The 19,034-nt window shown below is 38.3% G+C and carries 22 protein-coding genes; 6 read left to right on the top strand and 16 right to left on the bottom strand.

Annotated elements, in window-relative coordinates:
• Positions 1-18: 18 nt before the first annotated feature.
• The 6 genes from AC1DWN_RS06700 to AC1DWN_RS06675 all read right to left on the bottom strand — a co-directional run bounded on the left by AC1DWN_RS06700 (position 19) and on the right by AC1DWN_RS06675 (position 3,833).
• Entirely contained in the window at positions 19-915 is an 897-nt protein-coding gene (locus AC1DWN_RS06700; RefSeq protein ID WP_477558145.1) for an MORN repeat-containing protein, read from the bottom strand.
• 78 nt (positions 916-993) lie between these two features.
• Positions 994-1,455: an N-acetyltransferase family protein gene (locus AC1DWN_RS06695; protein WP_477558144.1), complete on the bottom strand. Its 462-nt coding sequence runs from the start codon at positions 1,453-1,455 to the stop codon at positions 994-996.
• Positions 1,456-1,567: 112 nt separating this feature from the next.
• On the bottom strand, positions 1,568-2,029 hold the full coding sequence (locus AC1DWN_RS06690) for a putative immunity protein (protein ID WP_477558143.1): 462 nt from the start codon (positions 2,027-2,029) through the stop codon (positions 1,568-1,570).
• Between the two features lie 65 nt (positions 2,030-2,094).
• Complete coding sequence (locus AC1DWN_RS06685; RefSeq protein WP_477558142.1) at positions 2,095-2,565, bottom strand: GNAT family N-acetyltransferase; 471 nt, start codon at positions 2,563-2,565, stop codon at positions 2,095-2,097.
• Between the two features lie 228 nt (positions 2,566-2,793).
• Positions 2,794-3,264 carry a GNAT family N-acetyltransferase gene (locus AC1DWN_RS06680; RefSeq protein ID WP_477558141.1) on the bottom strand — a complete coding sequence of 157 codons (471 nt, stop codon included), beginning with the start codon at positions 3,262-3,264 and terminating at the stop codon, positions 2,794-2,796.
• A 29-nt stretch (positions 3,265-3,293) separates the two neighbouring features.
• Positions 3,294-3,833 carry a GNAT family N-acetyltransferase gene (locus AC1DWN_RS06675; protein WP_477558140.1) on the bottom strand — a complete coding sequence of 180 codons (540 nt, stop codon included), beginning with the start codon at positions 3,831-3,833 and terminating at the stop codon, positions 3,294-3,296.
• Between the two features lie 309 nt (positions 3,834-4,142).
• Between AC1DWN_RS06675 and AC1DWN_RS06670 the strand changes: the two genes are divergently transcribed.
• The 4 genes from AC1DWN_RS06670 (at position 4,143) to AC1DWN_RS06655 (ending at position 7,261) form a co-directional block, all read left to right on the top strand.
• Positions 4,143-4,511 (top strand): GntR family transcriptional regulator, encoded by a 369-nt coding sequence (locus AC1DWN_RS06670; protein ID WP_477558139.1) that lies wholly within the window; start codon positions 4,143-4,145, stop codon positions 4,509-4,511.
• Positions 4,511-5,404, top strand: coding sequence for an ABC transporter ATP-binding protein (locus tag AC1DWN_RS06665; RefSeq protein ID WP_477558164.1), 894 nt, complete (start codon positions 4,511-4,513; stop codon positions 5,402-5,404). Before AC1DWN_RS06670 ends, AC1DWN_RS06665 begins: the two co-directional genes overlap by 1 nt.
• Entirely contained in the window at positions 5,404-6,084 is a 681-nt protein-coding gene (locus AC1DWN_RS06660) for a hypothetical protein (RefSeq protein ID WP_477558138.1), read from the top strand. Before AC1DWN_RS06665 ends, AC1DWN_RS06660 begins: the two co-directional genes overlap by 1 nt.
• Positions 6,085-6,280: 196 nt before the next feature.
• A complete protein-coding gene (locus tag AC1DWN_RS06655) occupies positions 6,281-7,261 on the top strand; it encodes a helix-turn-helix domain-containing protein (protein ID WP_477558137.1) in 981 nt (326 codons plus the stop codon).
• On the opposite strand, the gene AC1DWN_RS06650 is transcribed toward AC1DWN_RS06655, so the two are convergent.
• Entirely contained in the window at positions 7,228-7,665 is a 438-nt protein-coding gene (locus AC1DWN_RS06650) for an NUDIX domain-containing protein (RefSeq protein ID WP_477558136.1), read from the bottom strand. The genes AC1DWN_RS06655 and AC1DWN_RS06650 overlap by 34 nt on opposite strands.
• Positions 7,666-7,755: 90 nt before the next feature.
• Entirely contained in the window at positions 7,756-8,154 is a 399-nt protein-coding gene (locus AC1DWN_RS06645; RefSeq protein ID WP_477558135.1) for a GNAT family N-acetyltransferase, read from the bottom strand.
• Positions 8,155-8,958: 804 nt separating this feature from the next.
• Between AC1DWN_RS06645 and AC1DWN_RS06640 the strand changes: the two genes are divergently transcribed.
• Positions 8,959-9,891, top strand: coding sequence for an L-lactate dehydrogenase (locus AC1DWN_RS06640; RefSeq protein ID WP_477558163.1), 933 nt, complete (start codon positions 8,959-8,961; stop codon positions 9,889-9,891).
• A gap of 47 nt (positions 9,892-9,938) precedes the next feature.
• Entirely contained in the window at positions 9,939-11,513 is a 1,575-nt protein-coding gene (locus AC1DWN_RS06635) for an L-lactate permease (RefSeq protein WP_477558134.1), read from the top strand.
• A gap of 138 nt (positions 11,514-11,651) precedes the next feature.
• Here AC1DWN_RS06635 and AC1DWN_RS06630 read toward each other — a convergent pair whose 3' ends face one another.
• The 8 genes from AC1DWN_RS06630 to AC1DWN_RS06595 form a co-directional block, all read right to left on the bottom strand.
• The gene (locus AC1DWN_RS06630) at positions 11,652-12,329 is read right to left on the bottom strand and encodes a phosphotransferase (protein WP_477558133.1); all 678 of its coding nucleotides are present in this window, start codon (positions 12,327-12,329) and stop codon (positions 11,652-11,654) included.
• 211 nt (positions 12,330-12,540) lie between these two features.
• On the bottom strand, positions 12,541-12,930 hold the full coding sequence (locus AC1DWN_RS06625) for a VOC family protein (protein WP_477558132.1): 390 nt from the start codon (positions 12,928-12,930) through the stop codon (positions 12,541-12,543).
• Between the two features lie 412 nt (positions 12,931-13,342).
• Positions 13,343-13,930 (bottom strand): P-loop NTPase family protein, encoded by a 588-nt coding sequence (locus AC1DWN_RS06620; RefSeq protein ID WP_477558131.1) that lies wholly within the window; start codon positions 13,928-13,930, stop codon positions 13,343-13,345.
• Positions 13,931-13,949: 19 nt separating this feature from the next.
• A complete protein-coding gene (locus AC1DWN_RS06615; protein WP_477558130.1) occupies positions 13,950-15,290 on the bottom strand; it encodes a sialidase family protein in 1,341 nt (446 codons plus the stop codon).
• A 110-nt stretch (positions 15,291-15,400) separates the two neighbouring features.
• A complete protein-coding gene (locus AC1DWN_RS06610) occupies positions 15,401-16,471 on the bottom strand; it encodes a serine hydrolase domain-containing protein (RefSeq protein ID WP_477558129.1) in 1,071 nt (356 codons plus the stop codon).
• 370 nt (positions 16,472-16,841) lie between these two features.
• Entirely contained in the window at positions 16,842-17,351 is a 510-nt protein-coding gene (locus tag AC1DWN_RS06605; protein WP_477558128.1) for a hypothetical protein, read from the bottom strand.
• A 60-nt stretch (positions 17,352-17,411) separates the two neighbouring features.
• On the bottom strand, positions 17,412-17,858 hold the full coding sequence (locus tag AC1DWN_RS06600) for a DinB family protein (RefSeq protein ID WP_477558127.1): 447 nt from the start codon (positions 17,856-17,858) through the stop codon (positions 17,412-17,414).
• A 632-nt stretch (positions 17,859-18,490) separates the two neighbouring features.
• On the bottom strand, positions 18,491-19,034 hold a 544-nt coding region (locus tag AC1DWN_RS06595; RefSeq protein ID WP_477558126.1), incomplete at its 5' end, for a GNAT family N-acetyltransferase.

Below are 19,034 nucleotides of genomic sequence, written 5' to 3'. Positions count from 1 at the left end.
GAGTATTAATCAAGTATTTTATAAAGTTTCTGTATCTTCTCCCAATTGATCCTTCATAAAGTTTAGCTCGCCTAACGTCCAAAAGCCCTTTTGTATACTTCCATCCGTATAGGTTTTGATTCCATATCCATGTTCCAGGTTGTCCTGCCAATTACCTTCAAACCTAGTTCCATCGTTCCATAAATAAGTTCCCTTGCCATGGAATAGCCCTTCTTTCCATTCCCCTCGATAACAGTCACCATTTGCGTACTCCTTAACACCAAAACCATATTCGGTATCCCTATGCCATTGGCCTGCATATTTAGTACCATCCATCCAACGGTACACACCGTTACCAGACCTCATCCCATTACTCATTTGTCCTTGATAACTTTCATTTTCTTGAAACTCTATGTAGTGCTCGCCTTCATTGCGGTCTTCCCAGATTCCTTTGACTAATTCATTGTCGATATGAACGTCCATTTTTAATTCAGTTGTATGATTTGCGTGATTGGATTTGATACTTAAGGTTGTATGTTGGGGGCTAATAAGCACAGGAGGAGGACTAAATTGGTCATCGATGTAGGTTTTAAAATACCAGAAAGATAAATCATGAATACTGAATAATAGTTTCTTCACTTGACTTAAATCAATAAGCATATCGCTTTCTCTTGTATCGAGATACTCAAGTTGTTTTAAAGTAGTTACCAAATATTCCGGCAAAATTTCTATGTTCATTAATGCTTGAAGATTTAATAGAGAGTCCGCTTGTTCACATTCCTGTTGTTCATTCTTGAGGATCTTTTTTACGATCAACCGACCGATCTCCTGCAAGTGACCTAATGCAATAACATGGTCAAAATCCATTGCTCGTTCTGCATTATAGATTAAGATGTAGATATCCGGAAGTTCTTTTTCATATGCTTTGAAGTTCATCCGTTTCTCCCCTTATAAAATGCCGTTTTTCTCAGAAACCTTGTTTTACTTGGTAACAATGTTCTATCTGTACCACAGTCACCAATGCTTTTCCATAGCCTCTTCACTTCGAGAAAAGCCATTTTTTGAATAAAACTGCACACTATCACTACTTGGCCAGAGAATAAGAAACTCGACATTGTTTTCTTTTGACCAATTCTCCATAGCTATATGAATCTTGCTACCGATTTCTTGACTCCTAAAAGCAGGACGAGTATAGACATTGGTCACATATCCGTAATAAGGATCTGGAAATTTCCTAGGTCTCGGTACCTTATGTATTAATTGCAAATACATATGAGAGACTATTTTATTATCAACTTCTGCGACCCAAATGAACCAATCCCCACTATTAATTGTTGTTCTCAAAAATTCACTACAAATCTGGTGAAAATCCTCAAAGCTCACTGTACTATCGCCATAGTCTTCTTCTGAGAAGTCCCAGCGCATTTGAACAAGTTCATCGACATCATCTAACGTCGCTAATCGAACATTCCCCATCTATATCCTTTCCTCCTTTATTTGTTAACTAAGAAAAAAGAAGTTATCATAATAACTTTTCCATTCTCAGATTCTATTCATACAGTAGACCAGCTCACTGTACGTCAGTCTGCTAGTTACTGTCCTCCAAATCGATCAAGCGTTGAAATTGCCAATCACGCTCCTTGGCTGTATTAGTCGCGGAATCAATCGGGTTAACAGTGAAAGCAGCAGCTTTGGCAGCATAAGTAGCAGCGTGAACAGCATGACCAGCAACATGGGCGGTTGCTGCAGCGTGACCAGCGGCACGAGCGGCGACGCAAGCTGCGGCTTGATTGGTTTCACGAGCAGCAGCATGTGCTGCAAATGCTGCTGTCCGAGCTTCACTCATCGCTATTTCACCGCGCAACCAGGCACGCCCCGCTTCAATAGCTTCACGTGGTCGCTTGTCTTCCGGGTACTTCTCCTCGAAATAAGAGAGTACATGTTCGGCGCAGTCAGTAGCCCAGAGCATCAATGTTCTGTGATCCCGCTTGCTTAGAAGCTCAGCAATCGACTTACTTATGTTTGTATCTATAAACTTCAGTAATTCCATTTACAAACCTCCCAGCCATTGTGATTCATTCACTTCAGCCTGATTATTTCTTTTCGAACTGCGCGTTATAATTGTTTAATCATCTTGTAATTAACTAATCTAACGCCCCTACGTTCCACTATCTGTGATTCCGATATTCGGTAACCATGATGTTCAAAAAATGACTTAGCCGTGATACTTGATTCTGTACCCATTTCAATCAAGCCTAGATTTCTTGCCTCTGCTTCAAGAATGTTCACCAATGCTGTAGCTATTCCTCTTCTCTGATGATCTTTGTGAGTGTAAATTCTATCTAAGTAGCCCTCTTCAGTCATATCAGAAAAACCGACGATTTTACCGTTGGTTTCAGCAATAAAAGTAATATTAAGACCCAAAGATTCTTTCCATGCTTTCAGTTTTAACATCTCTTCATCTTTAGGAGCCCAAGCATCAAGCTGCTCTTGCGAATAATCCTGTTTATTTATAGAATGCACCGTTTCATAAAACAATGAGACAATCTGGCTAATATCCGAAGCATGAAACTTTCTAATTTCCATTTTCTCTCCTCCTTGCGCGTCCGTTAGATCGCTATCCTCTAGATTCACCGATGGTTATGTAGTCTATCTACTTTTCACTAATTCATGAATAACAGACTTAGTTGGTCTAAACTCATCACGGTACCATTGGTGAACTAAGGAGTTGATACAAAAACCAAAATAATATAAATGGAATACAGCAAGCAATTAGAATCGTTATAACAATAGCCTTGCTTTTTAATTGTTTCATCATCGACTCACTCCAGTCGTCAATCCCCATTCATATATGCATTTTTGCCGTTCACCTTCTTGATACATGTCATTATGTGGTGGTAGGTCAATGATTTCAATTAGGTTTGCACCAATATATTCACAAGTTTTTCTTGATGGAAGATTATCCGGATTACAAGTAATGATTAATTTATCCATACCATGCGCTACTGCTACTTGCTTAATTAGAATACAGGCCTTTGCAGCAAAATGATTCCCTCTAAATCGTTCAAGAATTGAGTAACCGATGTGTCCACCAAAATATAGGCTCTGATTATTGCCAATTCGAACATCAATCTTTCCCACGTTTTCTGATGAACCGTGTAAGATGATATTGTATTTATACGCTGGGACGAAACCCTTTTCGTCCTCTGCTGGAGCTTTCTTTTCAATAACCAAATCTATATCTTCACCATCTATAGAGTCAAAATCCAGAAATTCAAAGTCCATTTCCATCCCCCCACTAGTGGTTGTCCCAATTAAATCGTCTTGATTAATTCAATATCCGCATAAGTGGTTTCTGAATGAATCTTATCCCCGAATACTCCACTGATCTCAGTAAATCCTGCTTTCGTCCAAAACCTAATAGCTGGCCAGTTCTTAATTGCAATATTCGCCCTAATATATTTAAATCCGAGTTTAAAAAGTTCTTTGCTTAATTGAGCTTCTGCTTCTTGTCCGTAACCGTTTCCTTGCTTATTTTTATCGATGTACATGAACGATATATAGGCAGAATCATAGGTTGGATATCCATGATACAAACTTATAAAACCTAATAGCTCATTGATTTCCGTACTCTTGATTGTATAAATACAAAAGTTTTCTTTTTTCCCCTCGAGTGGTAAATCCCCAGAATAATAACATCGTTCAATATATTGAGGATCATATGTATGCCCATCCCATTGGTTCATATACTGACTGTCAGAAAACAATTGCTGTACCTTAATAATTTCATTTGCTTCTAGCTTGTTAAATAAAAGATTGGTCGAATGCCATTTGTCTGGAAGTGTTGTTGTCACGATTTATCACAGCCTTTGATTAATATCTAGTTACTAATAAGAATATTACAGTAAATGAAAATAGCTTCAACTACCCATTCAATCTTACTATATTCCGGTAATAATTGTACTAAAACTTCTTGATCCATTGCCTGTTAACAGAGCGTAGAAATGCCTTTCGGTATTGTACTATCATGTTGTCGTGGAGCCTTATCCAACAATAACAAAGAGTTATAAAAGCCTATTTTTATAAAAATAAATTGACAACTTCATTTGTTGGTTGTATGGTTAGTTACATGAGTAGTTAACCAGTTTGGTGGTGATGAAGAAATGGCATTTTTGATTGACGACAGCCGGCCGATATTTGTTCAGATTGCAGAACGGATTGAAGATGACATTATTGAGGGCGTAATACCCGAAGAATCGCAGGTACTTTCAACGAACCAGTTTGCAGCCTTTTACAAAATAAATCCGGCAACTGCTGCAAAGGGTGTGAATATGCTTGTTGACGATGGAATTTTGTACAAAAAGCGAGGGATTGGCATGTTTGTGTCTGAGGGTGCTCGTGCAAAAGTGATTGAGAAGCGGAAGGAACAATTTTTCGAAGAGTTTGTGGTAACGATGGTTCGAGAAGCGAAGAAGCTTGGCATCTCGGCCGAACAGTTAACGGATATGATCCGGAGAGGGGACAATGCATGATGGGTAAGATAGTCGAATTGAACAGGCTGATGAAGACGTATGGCGATGTGAAAGCAATTAATGATATCAGTTTTTCCATTGAAGAAGGGAAAATCTACGGTTTGTTAGGCCGCAACGGGGCAGGGAAAACGACGATTATGCATATGATCACCGCCCAACTGTTCGCTACAAGCGGAGAGCTTCGCGTATTCGGGGAAAATCCCTACGAGAATAACCGCGTACTCAGTCAGATTTGTTTTATCAAGGAGAGCCAGAAATATCCTGATGTTTATCGTATTATCGATGTGTTGAAAATTTCCGCTTCATTTTTTCCCAACTGGGATCACGATTATGCACTCTCGCTTGCAGAGGAGTTTCGACTCCCGCTTAAACGGAGAATGAAGAAGCTTTCCAGAGGAATGCTCTCCTCTGTAGGAATTATTGTTGGTCTTGCGAGCCGAGCGCCGCTCACGATATTCGATGAGCCCTACCTAGGACTTGATGCGGTAGCGCGCAGCTTGTTTTACGATCGGCTGATTGAGGATTATTCACTGCATCCACGGACAATCATTCTTTCCACGCACCTCATCGATGAAGTAAGCCGTCTCCTCGAGCATGTGATCGTGATAGATAACGGAGCCTTAATCATCGATGAGGATGCTGAGGCACTTCGAGACCGGGCGTTTACCTTGATGGGACCAAAAGCTGCTGTTGAATCCTTCACCGCAGACAAGGAGGTCATCCATCATGAGCCTTTTGGCAACCTCGTCTCAGCAACCGTAATGGGCCATTGGAATACCATTGAACGCAAACAGGCAGAAGCCTTCGGACTTGAGCTAACCTCTGTATCTCTACAGCAGCTCATTATTTATCTGACAAATGGAAAAACACAAAGAAAGGCGGCTGAAGTCTAATGAACCGAGTCGCAAGTGTCATGAGAATGCACAGCAAGGATATTTGGTCGTGGTTTATCGTCCCTTGGCTGGTCATGCTTTCGAGCTTTACAGTCAATTTTGTTATCAGCTTTTTTATGGATGAACCCCTCAAAACAGGTGGTCTATCCTCGATCTACTTATATATATTAGTAGCGGGAATTATTACGCTCGCACAGACATTTCCATACGCACTTGGCATGAGTATAAGCAGAACAGATTACTATCTGGGAACCTCGGCTATGATTATTCTAACAAGCGTCGGATCAGCCATTATACTCTTTCTTCTCGGTCTCATAGAAGGATGGACGGGGTCCTGGTGGAGCGATTTGTATTTCTTTAATCCGCCATATCTCAGTGATGGTCCTCTCATCAATCAATTCATAGTGTCTCTTGTCATCTTGTTGTTCATGTCTTATTTGGGAATTGTGATCGCTGCAATACACAAGCGTACAGGACGTAATGGCATGTTCATCGTTGCAGGCTTTATGCTAATGGTGTCTACAGTTCTGGGATTCCTAGCTAACTATCTAAATTGGTATCCTTCTATCTTTCATTGGATGGGCGAACAATCAGCTTTTGACTATGCCCTGTGGATGCTTCCTTTCATCGTATTATTCGCTGTGGGGTCTTACCTTCTGCTGCGCCGCGCGACGATATAATTTATAAGTTCATGAAGCTGTTATCTGCCCATTAACTTAAAAAGAGGAGCTGCCGCTAGCTCCTCCACTACCATTACCCGTTGGCTCACTAGAAACTAATCAATAATCCCCGCTTTCCCCCTACTCATTTCTAATCAATTGCGATGTGAACGATTGTAAGCTAGAATGTTCCTTAGTACAAGGACGGTGATTTTACATGATTGATTTGGATAACAACATTGAAAATACCAAATATAATTCACTCGAGGACATGTGGTTTAAGCTTCGGGAGATCAGACATATCAAGAACAATCCAAATGAATGGGAATTAAGGCTTCAGTTCATCGAATCGCATATGCTTTTTGTCGCAGCAAGCGGGCAAGGTTGGCTGACAGTTGATGGGCAATTCATAGAGTTACGAGAAGGCAGTGTTTATATTTGTACACCCGGTCAACTTGTCGAAGCCTCAGCATACTCATTTGATGAACGTGGGTTTTATCATCTGCGATTTGATGTTATTGGGGATGTCGGATCGTCTGATAATCCTATGCAGATCGTCAAGCGAGACAGTCGGGTCCCGGTAAAAGGAGAAGTTATCGTCTCATCTCCGGTTTCCGTTAACGCTTTGTGCGAAACCATTTGTGATTACTTACAGAACGAGGACCGATTGAAAAGATTTCGTAGTCAAATTCTTTTTCAAGAAGTTCTGTATACCGTCTTGCAAGATGCTCTTCTCGTACAGGGAAATGATTTGGAAACAGCACTCGAATATGTGAAAGCCTATATAGAGCAGCATTATCAACAAGAACTAACGATAGAACATTTAGCCAAGATAGCGGGAATCAGCTCTCGTCATTTCATGCGTTTATTTAAGAAAAGGTATGGTTGCAGCGCTATCGAGTATTTGGCAGTCTTCCGGATTAACCAAGCGCAAAAGCTTATGAGGACGCGAGGAGAATATCGTCTCCAGGATATCGCCCGGCATGTAGGTTATCAGGATGATGCGTATTTTCGACGTAAGTTTAAACAGATATCAGGTATACCTCCAGCAACATTTATGAGAAACAACAGGCAAAAAATCGTCGCTTACCATATGTTTAACATCGGTCAATTGATCCCGCTTCAAATTACTCCTTGTGCCGCACCAGCCGATCACCCTTGGACCTACTGCCTATCGTGTCTAATTTCATCCAAATGAACACCCAAATAGCCAAGAAGCGTCGGCTTTTCATTCAAATCCACCCAGTAGTAATTATAGATCCAACCATTATCTTCATCATTACTTTGTACGATATGGGTGAAATGGTCTGGACACTTAGCTTCCATTTGATAATAATAGCGTTTTACATTATTCATAAGTTTCTCTGAGTAGTAAGAATATTCACCAAGTAATTTAATGTTTAATACGTTGGTAATACTAGTCTCTTCCTTAACCTCTCTCTGAAGAGCTATTATCAACTCTTCATCTTTTTCAACAGTTCCACCAGGCACTTGAAGTCCGAGATCTTCAAATCCTTTTTCCTCAAAAACTAGCAACTGATGTTTTTCATTGTGGATTCGTGTGATATAAGCTGTAACCTTGTAAACAATTTCGTTCCCCAAGTACATCCCCCCTTCCCCCTTCATTTTTTCTTGTGGGGTTAATCTCTTGTCCTAATAGGTATCACTAGATTCACGATCTATTTATGGAGTTTATTCGAAAAAAACGCTTGGATATTCAACAACTCCTGAAGCATTAGCAAGCGTTCCTACATGCAATTCAAGTGCAGCTTCAAGAATCAACAACTTTCCGATCCCTTGATTTTGGTAATCTGGTAAGACCGAAACAGGAGCTAGAGCAAGAGATTCTACTCTTTGGTTGTCATTAATAATTTTTATTTTAGATAAAAGAACATGTCCTACGATTTCATTATTTTCTTTATTAATGGCTACTAAAGATAGTTCGGGAATGAATACGTCAGATTTTCTAACACGAGACACCAATTCATGTTCTGTTTTATCGCTGATCTCCATATCAGCAAATGCACTCTCTACCACTCTTTCGGTAATTTTATAATCATCAAATTGTTCTTTTCTGATCGTTATGTTCATATGTAACCTCTCCTAATTCAATCTAGCTTCTATTACCCGTATTGTATCACATTAATTATTCAACAATTCTGCCAGTTAGTGCGGTGAGGCTCAACTGCTTCACATAATACAAGTGCTCATTTTACAGCGTTTATCCAGAAAGCCCCAACTTTCATGGCGGCACCCATGAATCTTAAAATATTCAGCGGCGAGACAGTAAATCGTTAGGTATTGGCGTCAAAATCATAAAGAACTCGTCCTATGCTCACTATGCACTGGACGAGTTTTTTTGCGATTTACCACTACTTATATTCCCGTTCAGACGAGCTGAAACTAAAAGTGTGATCGACAAATTTTATGGGGTTCCTGCAATCCGATAGAAGCAGCAGCACTACATCTATCTTACAAATATAATATAATCCAAATTTATCTAGTTCCCCATACGCAGATTAGCCCAATATCTTTCTCCTATTTTACTGGAAGATACATTACCTTTAAATGGGTTGTAATTTATACGTTATATTAATTAATATGTAAGAAATGACCATATGATCAAGTCTTAATCATTCATAAACCCTATAAATTCATTGTTAAATCATAAAAAATATGCTATCATCATGTCAAATAAATTAACGTCAACTGTTAATATCAGTTTTATTGCTTATAATCTATGCTAGAGATACGGCTCAGAACGTTTTCTGCACCACAAGAATATTACCAATAAAATGATGACATAATACGTTCATCATCAGACAGGATTCAATTAATTAGATGAAATACAGGTATTTTTTATCCATATAAATAATTTAACTGGAGGTAATAATGATGAATTTAACAACTGGTGATAAAGTGGTTCTAATTGGAACTGGTGCAGTAGGATCTAGCTATGCGTACGCTTTGGTGAATCAGGGGATCTGTAATGAATTAGTACTTGTAGATTTAGATATAGAAAAATCAAATGGTGAAGTAATGGACTTAAATCACGGATTGGTTTATGCACCTTCTCCAATAAAAATTACAAGCGGTACTTACGCAGATTGCAAAGATGCGGCAATCGTTGTGATATGTGCCGGAGCAGCGCAAAAGCCTGGAGAAACAAGACTTGACCTTGTAAGCAAAAACCTAAACATATTTAAATCAATTGTAAAAAATATTATGGACTCTGGATTTAACGGCATATTTTTGGTGGCCACAAATCCAGTAGATATTTTAGCATACGCAACTTGGAAATTCTCTGGTCTACCTAAAGAGAGAGTTATTGGTTCAGGTACAATTTTAGACACTGCAAGATTCCGTTATTTATTGGGCGAAAAATATGATGTTGCACCATCAAGTGTTCATGCTTATATCATTGGTGAGCATGGTGATTCAGAACTTGCCGTATGGAGTACAGCAAATATTTCAGGAAAGCTGCTCGCACCTGATTTAACAGATGATGGAAAAGAAGATATTTTTGTACAAGTTCGCGATGCAGCTTATCAAATTATTGAGTCAAAAGGTGCTACTTATTATGGAATAGCTATGGGATTGGCTAGAATAACGAAGGCAATCTTACATAATGAAGAAGCGGTATTGCCCGTTGGATCACTATTAGAAGGAGAGTTTGGTCACTATGATGTTTATATCGGAGTTCCTACGATTATCCATCGTGCAGGCCGAAAAAATATAATTGAGCTTTCATTAAATGAAGATGAAAAAGAAAAGTTGGCAAATTCCGTTAAAGTTTTAAAAGATATTCAAGCTACATTTTGGACGTAGTTTGATTATAGGCAAGAAAATTCTAAATCGTACAAAGGAGTAAGCCTATGTTAGTAGAAAGTTTTAATCCATTTAATAATCTGCTCATCTCCTCCGTGGTAGCATCTATTCCGATTATTTTATTTCTTTTATGTCTGACTGTATTTAAGATGAAGGGTATTTATGCAGCCTTATTAAACTTGATTGTTACCTTTTTGATTGCTTTGTTTATATTTAAGTTACCAATTGGCAACTCCCTTGGAAGTGTTATGCAAGGTACCATTCAAGCCATATGGCCCATTGGTTATATTATCGTCATGGCTGTTTGGCTATATAAAATCTCTGTTGAATCAGGGAAATTTGACGTATTACGTGCAAGCATTGCGGGTATTTCACAAGATCAGCGGCTTCAACTTTTACTTATAGGCTTTTGTTTTAATGCCTTTCTTGAAGGTGCCGCAGGATTTGGTGTTCCCATCGCCATCTGTTCCGTTCTATTGGTCTCATTAGGTTTCAGACCTTTACAAGCAGCTATGCTCTGTCTCATCGCAAATGGTGCTTCTGGAGCGTTTGGTGCAATTGGGATTCCTATTGGAATCATAGGAACATTGAATTTGGAAGGTAATGTAACTTCCATGGATGTATCCATGATGTCATCACTCACGTTACCCCTTACTAATTTCGTGATTCCATTTTTACTTATATTTTTAGTTAACGGCTTCAAAGGGATAAAGGAAGTACTTCCAGCTATTTTAGTTGTATCTACTACCTATACTGTATCTCAAGCTGCTTTTACAATCTTTTTAGGACCCGAATTAGCTGATATTATCCCTTCATTATTAGCTATGGGCATTTTAGCTTTATTCTTAAAGAAATGGAAGCCAAAACATATTTTCTTACTCAACGACCAAGATGTTAAGGTTGAAAAACATACCGTTAGTGACATAATAAAGGCTTGGTCTCCATTTTATTTATTGAGCTTATTCGTTTTAATTTGGAGTTTACCTGTATTTAAAAATTTGTTTAAACCTGACGGGGTGCTTGCTTTTACTAAATTAACGTTCGGATTACCTGGATCGACATTAAGTTCAAGCCTTGATTTAATAAGTTCCACAGGTACAGCTATATTGCTGGCAGGCATAACAACGATTTTAACAACAGAATCTATAGGTTTCACAAAAGCGTTCGAGCTCTTCAAAAAAACAATTAAAGAATTTTGGATTCCAATTGTTATGATCTGCGCAATTCTCGGTATGGCTAAATTGATGACTTATGCAGGACTAACGAATGCATTAGGTGAAGCCGTTGCTGCAACAGGAAGTATCTTCCCTCTCTTAGCACCTATATTAGGATGGGTTGGGGTCTTCATGACCGGATCAGTCGTAAATAACAATACCTTGTTTACACCAATACAAGCTACAGCGGCTAACATTATTGGAACAAATCCAACCTTATTAGTCTCTGCTAACACTGTTGGGGGAGTGATGGCGAAACTTATTTCTCCACAATCGATTGCCATTGCAACAGCTGCAGTTGGTGAAACAGGGAAAGAATCTGAATTAACCAAGATGACTTTAAAATACAGCTTAGCATTTCTAGCATTTGTTTGTATCTGGACTTTTATATTGTCGCTGTTCCTTTAAGTCCATGGCCGATTTCAAATCGGGGGCATATTCCTCATCGACTACTTTGTCTATCTTTGTAGTCGATGGATTTTGGCTCTTACCTTACCTTTATAAGAGTTTCTTACATACAAATCAAATAACAACAAGCAAAGTGATTTAGGTTACTACGTCGGAAAAATCAATATGAAGTGTCCATTCTAACCGTCTTACCCATTCTGTTTGAACCTCTGCATTTCCCCACTCAGACCACTCCCAATCTAGGACAGTACCTTCATTTTCTGTATCCAACAAAATATTGTGTGCACCGTAATCACCGTGCGTTAAAACCCAATTCTGTTCATTATCTTCCACAGTTGATAGGACAATACTTGATTGCCTTATTAAATTTTCCGGTACGAATTCCGCTTCTAACTTTGATTTCAGCATTGCAATGTTGCTCTTACGTATCCCATGCTGGCTATCATTTAATGACTTTGTATGTATTTGCAAAGCAAGCATGCGACCAAGATTCTTGTATAATATTTGTGCAGGTTCTAAATCTGCTGAGTCAAGAATGGACTGACCATTTACCCCATTTCTATAATCCATCAAGATTATGCTCATATTGGAGATTTCCAGTACGTCATGAATCATAGGAGTGATACCAGACTTTTTTAGGAAATTCAAACAACTTATCTCATTCCATGTATCAGGATCGATTAAACGTGTTACCTTCGCTACAAGTAAAGGACTAGTTCCCTCCATTAAAAAAACAATATTGGTATATCCACCTGTGAGTCGAACCAATCGACAATCATACCTTAATTCTAATTCCTTTGTTATATGTTCAATCATTGATCAAACTCCTTTACACCAGGCCTATCAGAATAGAATGTAGTACCAGTCATAACTTTAAAAGCTTTAATAATTCACGTAAGTCATCAATGATGGCATCTGCTTGCAAAAGCTCATCTTCATGGGCGAAGTCAAAACGACAACCGATCGCCATCAAAAAAGAGCAGGCTACAGCAGCGCCTGCTCTTCGAACTGAATTATTCTACTTTCGTTACCCATTTACTTTACTTTTTTCCATAACCGCAAAGTAATTTCCTTCATTATCAGCAAAGTTGAATACTCTTCTAGAAGGCATATTTACAAGTTCTCCGACTGTAATATTTTTGTCCACATATTCTTTATATAAGCTATCGAGATCTTCCGAGAAAAACAATAACGAAGGTGTATTGAGATTTAATCCAGGCTGCATTTTAGAAATTACTTCCTTATTGTGGAGCACAATACTCGTTTGTGCTTCGTTTGTTGGAGCAATTTCAATCCATCTCATGTGTTCGTTTTTTTCATCTGCAACGACGTTAAACCCTGCTTTTTCTGTCCAAAATTTCAATGACTCATCTTGGTCATTGACGTATAACATAATTTGACCGACTTTATTAATCATCTGTTATTCACCATTCCTTTTAATTTTGTATATATTTCATTTACCATCGAAACGTTCATTATTATGTTAACATTTTTATTATATGGAATTTCACAATTTATAACAACTAGCCTGCCTGATAACCTGCTACCCTTTAGTAAATGTGAGTGCTACTTGATCTGACATTATAACTTCCCCAGATGTAAAGTTAGTATAATATTCTTTTGCCGTCCAAGGTTTAATAGTAGAGATCGTCCATGTTGTATGCGCAGGTGCGCAGGTATTCTCACTTCGCTATTCTTAATGAGATGCGTTTGTGAAGTATTAGCTAATATAGCATCTACTTGTTCAGGAAATGAACGGCTATCGCTTTCAATTCTTTCGAAAATCAAATCACCTTTACGAATCGTTGTACCAACCTCACCTTTAGTAATTAAAAGATATCAAGTAGGTCCATATTATTGTCTACCGTTATTATTTTTTCTGTATATCTACAATTTGAAATAAAATGAGGAAGTGATTTAAGGTTATAATTTTCATTCCACTCTAAGAGGTTTTTAATACCCTCAAGAGTCTCTCGCTTTTTACTTGGGACGGCTCCAGATCTACGTTCTTCGTATCTCATCCATATTCTTTCTTCTTGAACTGACAAGGGAGGCATAAGAACAATAATCTTATCCGCAACTACAAAACTTGGCTCTATCCAACCTCTATACACGCCTTCAATGATCCATGAAGCCTGATTAACAATTTCTCTGAGCTTTTGATCTCTCTGTTCCTCTGGTGCTTTCACTCCATACTCATCCACATTATTGTCCCAAAAAATATCATCTAAATCATAATGGGTAATATCGAGCTTATTACTTAGTAATTTTGAGATATAGGACTTCCCACTTCCTGCACCGCCAATAATATGTATCCTAATACAAATCCCCCCGATACTTTCTTCACTATTCGTATCTTTAACTCTAAAGACTGCGCCCCATGCTAGGCGAACAACAAAAAACTGCATGGCATTCATACAGTTTTTTAGTTTGCTATCAAGATTTCAACCAATCCAATGTAAATGTGCCGAACTGTATGTCCATATTGTTCCAATCCGAATAATCATACACGCGTTCGTAAAGAACACCGATTTCTCCATTTTTCAAGACAGTTAAGCATGAGTAACCATAATATCCCTCTTCTATCACTTTACTATAGACCCAAGTTTCTCCACCGTCTTCACTTAAGCGTACAGTCCCTTTTACCCTCGTTTTTTCATCAGCCGGATTGGAAAATAGCAAGCGTACCTTCCCATCCCCCTGATCAGGATACAGAACGATACTTGATTGACAGATCGGATCTACGAGTGTCATATCAAATGTCACTTCTCCCCATGTTTCTCCGCCATTCTTACTAGATGTGACAGCTGTTCTTTGCAGTCCGTAGTGGTTTCTCAAATAATATTTTAGTTCACCCGTCGGTAATTCAATAACTTGTGATTCTGTCAGGTACTGCTTCCCWTCAGAAATAGTCTTCGCAGATAAAACCTCGCCGTCTAATTCTCTTCCATCATTCGGAGACTCACCACGCTGCCAACTATCCCCGTGATCGTCGCTGTACATACATGAACAGGATAAATGACCCGCTTCATTCGAAAAATAGATCGGGAAAACTAAGCGGCCTGCTTTATCACCATGCTTTAATTGAATTCCACAGCCAGGTCCGGATCCAATAAAGCGCATCCATTCCTCTTTAACCATTACGTTTAATTCTCTGGGCTTGGACCAAGTAAGTCCATCATCTTCACTACTGATCATTTGTAAAAATGACGTTCTAGCTTCTAGCAAGCTTTCGTTTGGATCGATGCCCTTTTTGAAATAGATATTCCCTTGAGCTTTTCCATCCTTGCATACATACCCTTTTTCATCGACGCTATAATTTGTCTCGTTTCCTTCAGAATCCGTAACTATTCCATAACCGCCAAGCAGATAAATCTTACCTTTTTGATCGTACAGCTTCCTGCGGCCATCTAAATCAAAACCAATACCAGGATCACTTGCCCAAAGACCTATTCCACCTGGCGTATGCATATAAAGCATAAAGATAGTTCCTGTTTCTTCATCTTGCAAAAGGGAAGAATCAATAGCTGCTGCACCATCTAAACCTTCACCAGCAAAAGAAACAAGCTTTTGAACGTCCCCCCACGTTTTCCCATGATCTTCACTTCGTCTAATGGTAATATCGATCTGGTTAGGATTGTCTGTCTGATCCACAATTCTCGCGTCGATCCCTGCGATCACTGTTCCTTTGTTTGTTGTAATCATTGATGGTATTCGATAAGCCTTTGAATTTGCTAAATTAGGATAAAAAATAGCCTGCGTTTCAATATTTGGCATATGTGTACACTCCAAGCATTATTTTTTTGTTTAGACAAATTTCCAACACCTATAATACCATAATTGGGTAAATTATTAAGATTTTCACACAATCTCTACGTTCACCCTATTTACATTCCTGGCCAATCAAATATTTTAGAAACGATTCGTATAACCTCACCAATTAAAGCATCCTCCTGTGGCTTACCCGGTTCTGAATTTGTCATTACAACTACTCCACATTTTAGACGTGGATAAGAGACTAGCATGCTCTGATAGCCGATACCCCATCCTTTTGATAGTATGTATGGTTCTCCATTTGCTTGAGAGAGAAATACTCCTAATCCAACATATGGAGCGCAGCCGTAACCTGTTAGCATCTTTCGGGCTGTCGCTGATGATAAAATTGTTGTAGAATCCCCATCCCAAGATTTAATAACTTCATTTGCTATTGTAGCCATCTCGGTAGGTGTTGTCCACAAGCCAGCACCAGACAGATTAGGATAATGTACTCGTGTTCCGTCAACCAGATTTCCATGCTTATCGTGTCCAGCTGTTAATCTAGCTTCATCAGTATTTCGAGGTTTCGAAAGTCCATTCCAGAAAAATGTGTTCTGTAAACCTAATGGGGAAAATACAAGCTTATCAATGGCAGAGCTGAAAGACTCACCCATTACATCTTCAATGATAAGTTCTAAAATCGTGTAGCCAGTATCAGAATAGTGAAATTCACTGTCTGGTACATATTTGACTATTACAGATTCTGAATTATATTTCGTTTTCCCTAATAATAACTCTTTGGGGGTGGGATAAGGAGAATGCTTCTGGTATACGTCAAAACTGCCATCAGGGTCAATAAAACCCGCCTGATGAGCTAACAAGCTGCTTATCGTTACTTTCTTAGCATTCGTGTATTGGTTTTCAGGAATGTGCCAAGATTTCAAATAAACGTTCGCATCTTCATGCAAATCTAAAAGTCCTTCTTCAGCTAATTTAAGTACACCGATAGCAGTGACCATTTTACTCATTGAGCACGCATGAAATATACTGTCCGAATTCACTTTGCGTGGTTTACCCGTCTCTTCGAACCCAAGGTTGATGGAGCATTCAAGCTGTTTATCTTGAAATATTGTTAAACTAACACCTGGAACACAAAAGTGGGCCATACGCTCTTGAATTCTCTCTAAAATGTGACTATTCATATCGATGTCCCCTCTCAACAAAATAAGAACAAACGTTCCTATAAAGTAAACCATAAATACCCAATTATTTCAAGTATAACCTCCTGTTAGATGAAAAAAGGTCTGCCAGATGGCAGACCTTTCAATAGCTTCGTTACGGCAATCGATACCTGAAATTCGAACTATATCCATTAATCATCCACTCATCACCCACTTTATTCAAACTTATATATAGCTTTGAATAGTTATCATTAACATATCTAATATATCCTCCTTATTTGAAGTATTCGCGAGTTAATTAAGTTATCCTACCCGCTAAATCAATGAACGGAGCAAGCTGCGGTAGCACCTGCTCATTAGTGTGTATCTTTCAACTAGCGTTCCCAGTTAGTTAAATGTTTCTTTTCAAGTATTTTATTCTATTCCATTCTTTTGGAACATGTAGCCATACCGCAGGTGTAAAACATTTACTAAAACGTTCATCCTTCGAAAATTCATCGATATAATCCTTTATGATATCATTCATTGCTTTGATATCATCACTGCTAACTTTACCTTTTTCTAATTTATCGTATATAGCTTGGGGAATTTCAGCACTTTCATAATCAATCCCCATCTCACTATACCAACCTTCATAGAAAACACTTTGGGGTCCTCCCATTCCATGAGGACAACCATAAAGTCTCTTATTTTCTTCGGAACAATGACACCACCAAGTTACACCATCAATAATTATACCGATAGTCGTAAGTTCTAATATTAAATTTTCGATTAACTTAAAGTGAGTAATTATATCAATGTAACCAGACCCAACGGGCTGAGACAAATACTTGGCTAGACAATCTTCTATTTCACTCTGAACGATTTCATGGTTTGACCTTAAATACTCCAAATAATTCAAATGTTATCACAACCTATTTTATGAATTATATATTTTATTCGATGACTTAAATTGATAAATCTATCTTACAAATAAAATATAATCAGTGCTAACCGGCTCAATACCCTCTGTTCGAAGTTGTAAGTTAATTTGTCCTCGATGATACTGACCATGAAGTGCTACATGAGTTAAAACATCTCGTATAGACGTTTTAAACTCTTGGCCTTTACTATTTTTGTATGTTATTAAGGTATCTAGGTCAGTTTCTACTAATTCTGTGAGAAATGTTGTGAAGTTTTCTTCATTTTGTTTAATAAGCTTCGCACACTCATTTATATCACCATCCGACCAGATGGGCATTTGAGAACTGTCCATTCCATTTAATCTAGTTATCCATACTTGTTCAGCATTTAGAATATGAGAGAATAAACGTAACTGTTGGTTCTCAATTTCAACATTTTGCAAGGTTTCTAAAATACGTTGATTAGCCCAATTTAAATGTTCAAACATGTTTTGGATTGTTTTCAATGGTACCGCCTCCTACAATTATCAATCATTCAACTAACTCTTTAACTTCATAATTCACTTTAAAGATAAAATAATTCAATATGTGAAGCTATCCATTATTAGAACGCGGGTGAAGACTGAGATTATGTAATATTTTCATCCTCAACACCTTAGATAGATGTGAGGAAGGAATCAAAGGGCGTAGACCCGTTGAGACATGGAAGTGATAATCGCTAAGAGCGACTTGGACGAGCATAATCTGTACAAAATGGGCTAGCAAAAGGTGAAATTCTGTAATTTCATGAGTCTTAGTAAGAAAACTTAATTCGTGAGCTTAATAATTTTGCATTTGAATKCAGCCCTATAACTTCAGTAATTTCTGCTCTCGCAACTTTCTTTGCACCTTTCATGAAATATCCGATAACCCCGACCTTAACTCTATTCACATGTACTTCTCTCCTCATTTCAGGGAAAAGAATCCACATCCTAGCTGTCCCTTCATTGGCTACAGGACTAGCATTATTCAGAATGATATTCCCATTTCTTCAATCATATATCTGCCTCACCTTCCTTTCGTATTGTATTCTGATAAAAGAATATCTGATAGATTAAAAAAAGCTGCCAAATGAATTGGTAGCTTAATGGCTTCATTACTATTTCTTAGCTTTGTAACGTTCTTTAGTCAATACGTACTTCAACTCACCATTACATTCTTGATGATCTTCTGACAAACCGGTTAGGACGCAGTCGAATTCAAAGCCGAGCTTCTGTAATACACGTAGTGATGCTGCGTTTTTTACATCTGCTTTTGCATACAGTCGTTCCAACCCAATGACATCGAATACGTAAGTAGCTAATGCTGTTGCTGCTTCGGATACATAACCGTTGCCCCAATAATCTCGGCCGATTAAATAATACAATTCATTATCTGGCGCACTAAATTCGAGAAGGCCTACACCGCACCAACCAACGAAAGCCCCCGTCTCCTTGCTGCAAATAGCAAATGAATATTTAAACGGTTGATCAAATGGCGTATTGTAGCTTTCAATCAACCATTGAAACAATCCTTTGTAATCTTCTAATGGCATTACGCTCATATGCATGTAAGTCAAAACTTCAGGATTTTGCATAAGTTCAAACGATTCCATTAAATCACTTTCTATATAAGGCCGTATTACCAGGCGTTCTGTTTCTAAT

Source organism: Paenibacillus sp. P4_A7, assembly GCF_056402455.1.
The sequence above is the reverse complement of the archived record's forward strand: the minus strand, read 5'-3'. Positions and strand labels throughout refer to the sequence as shown.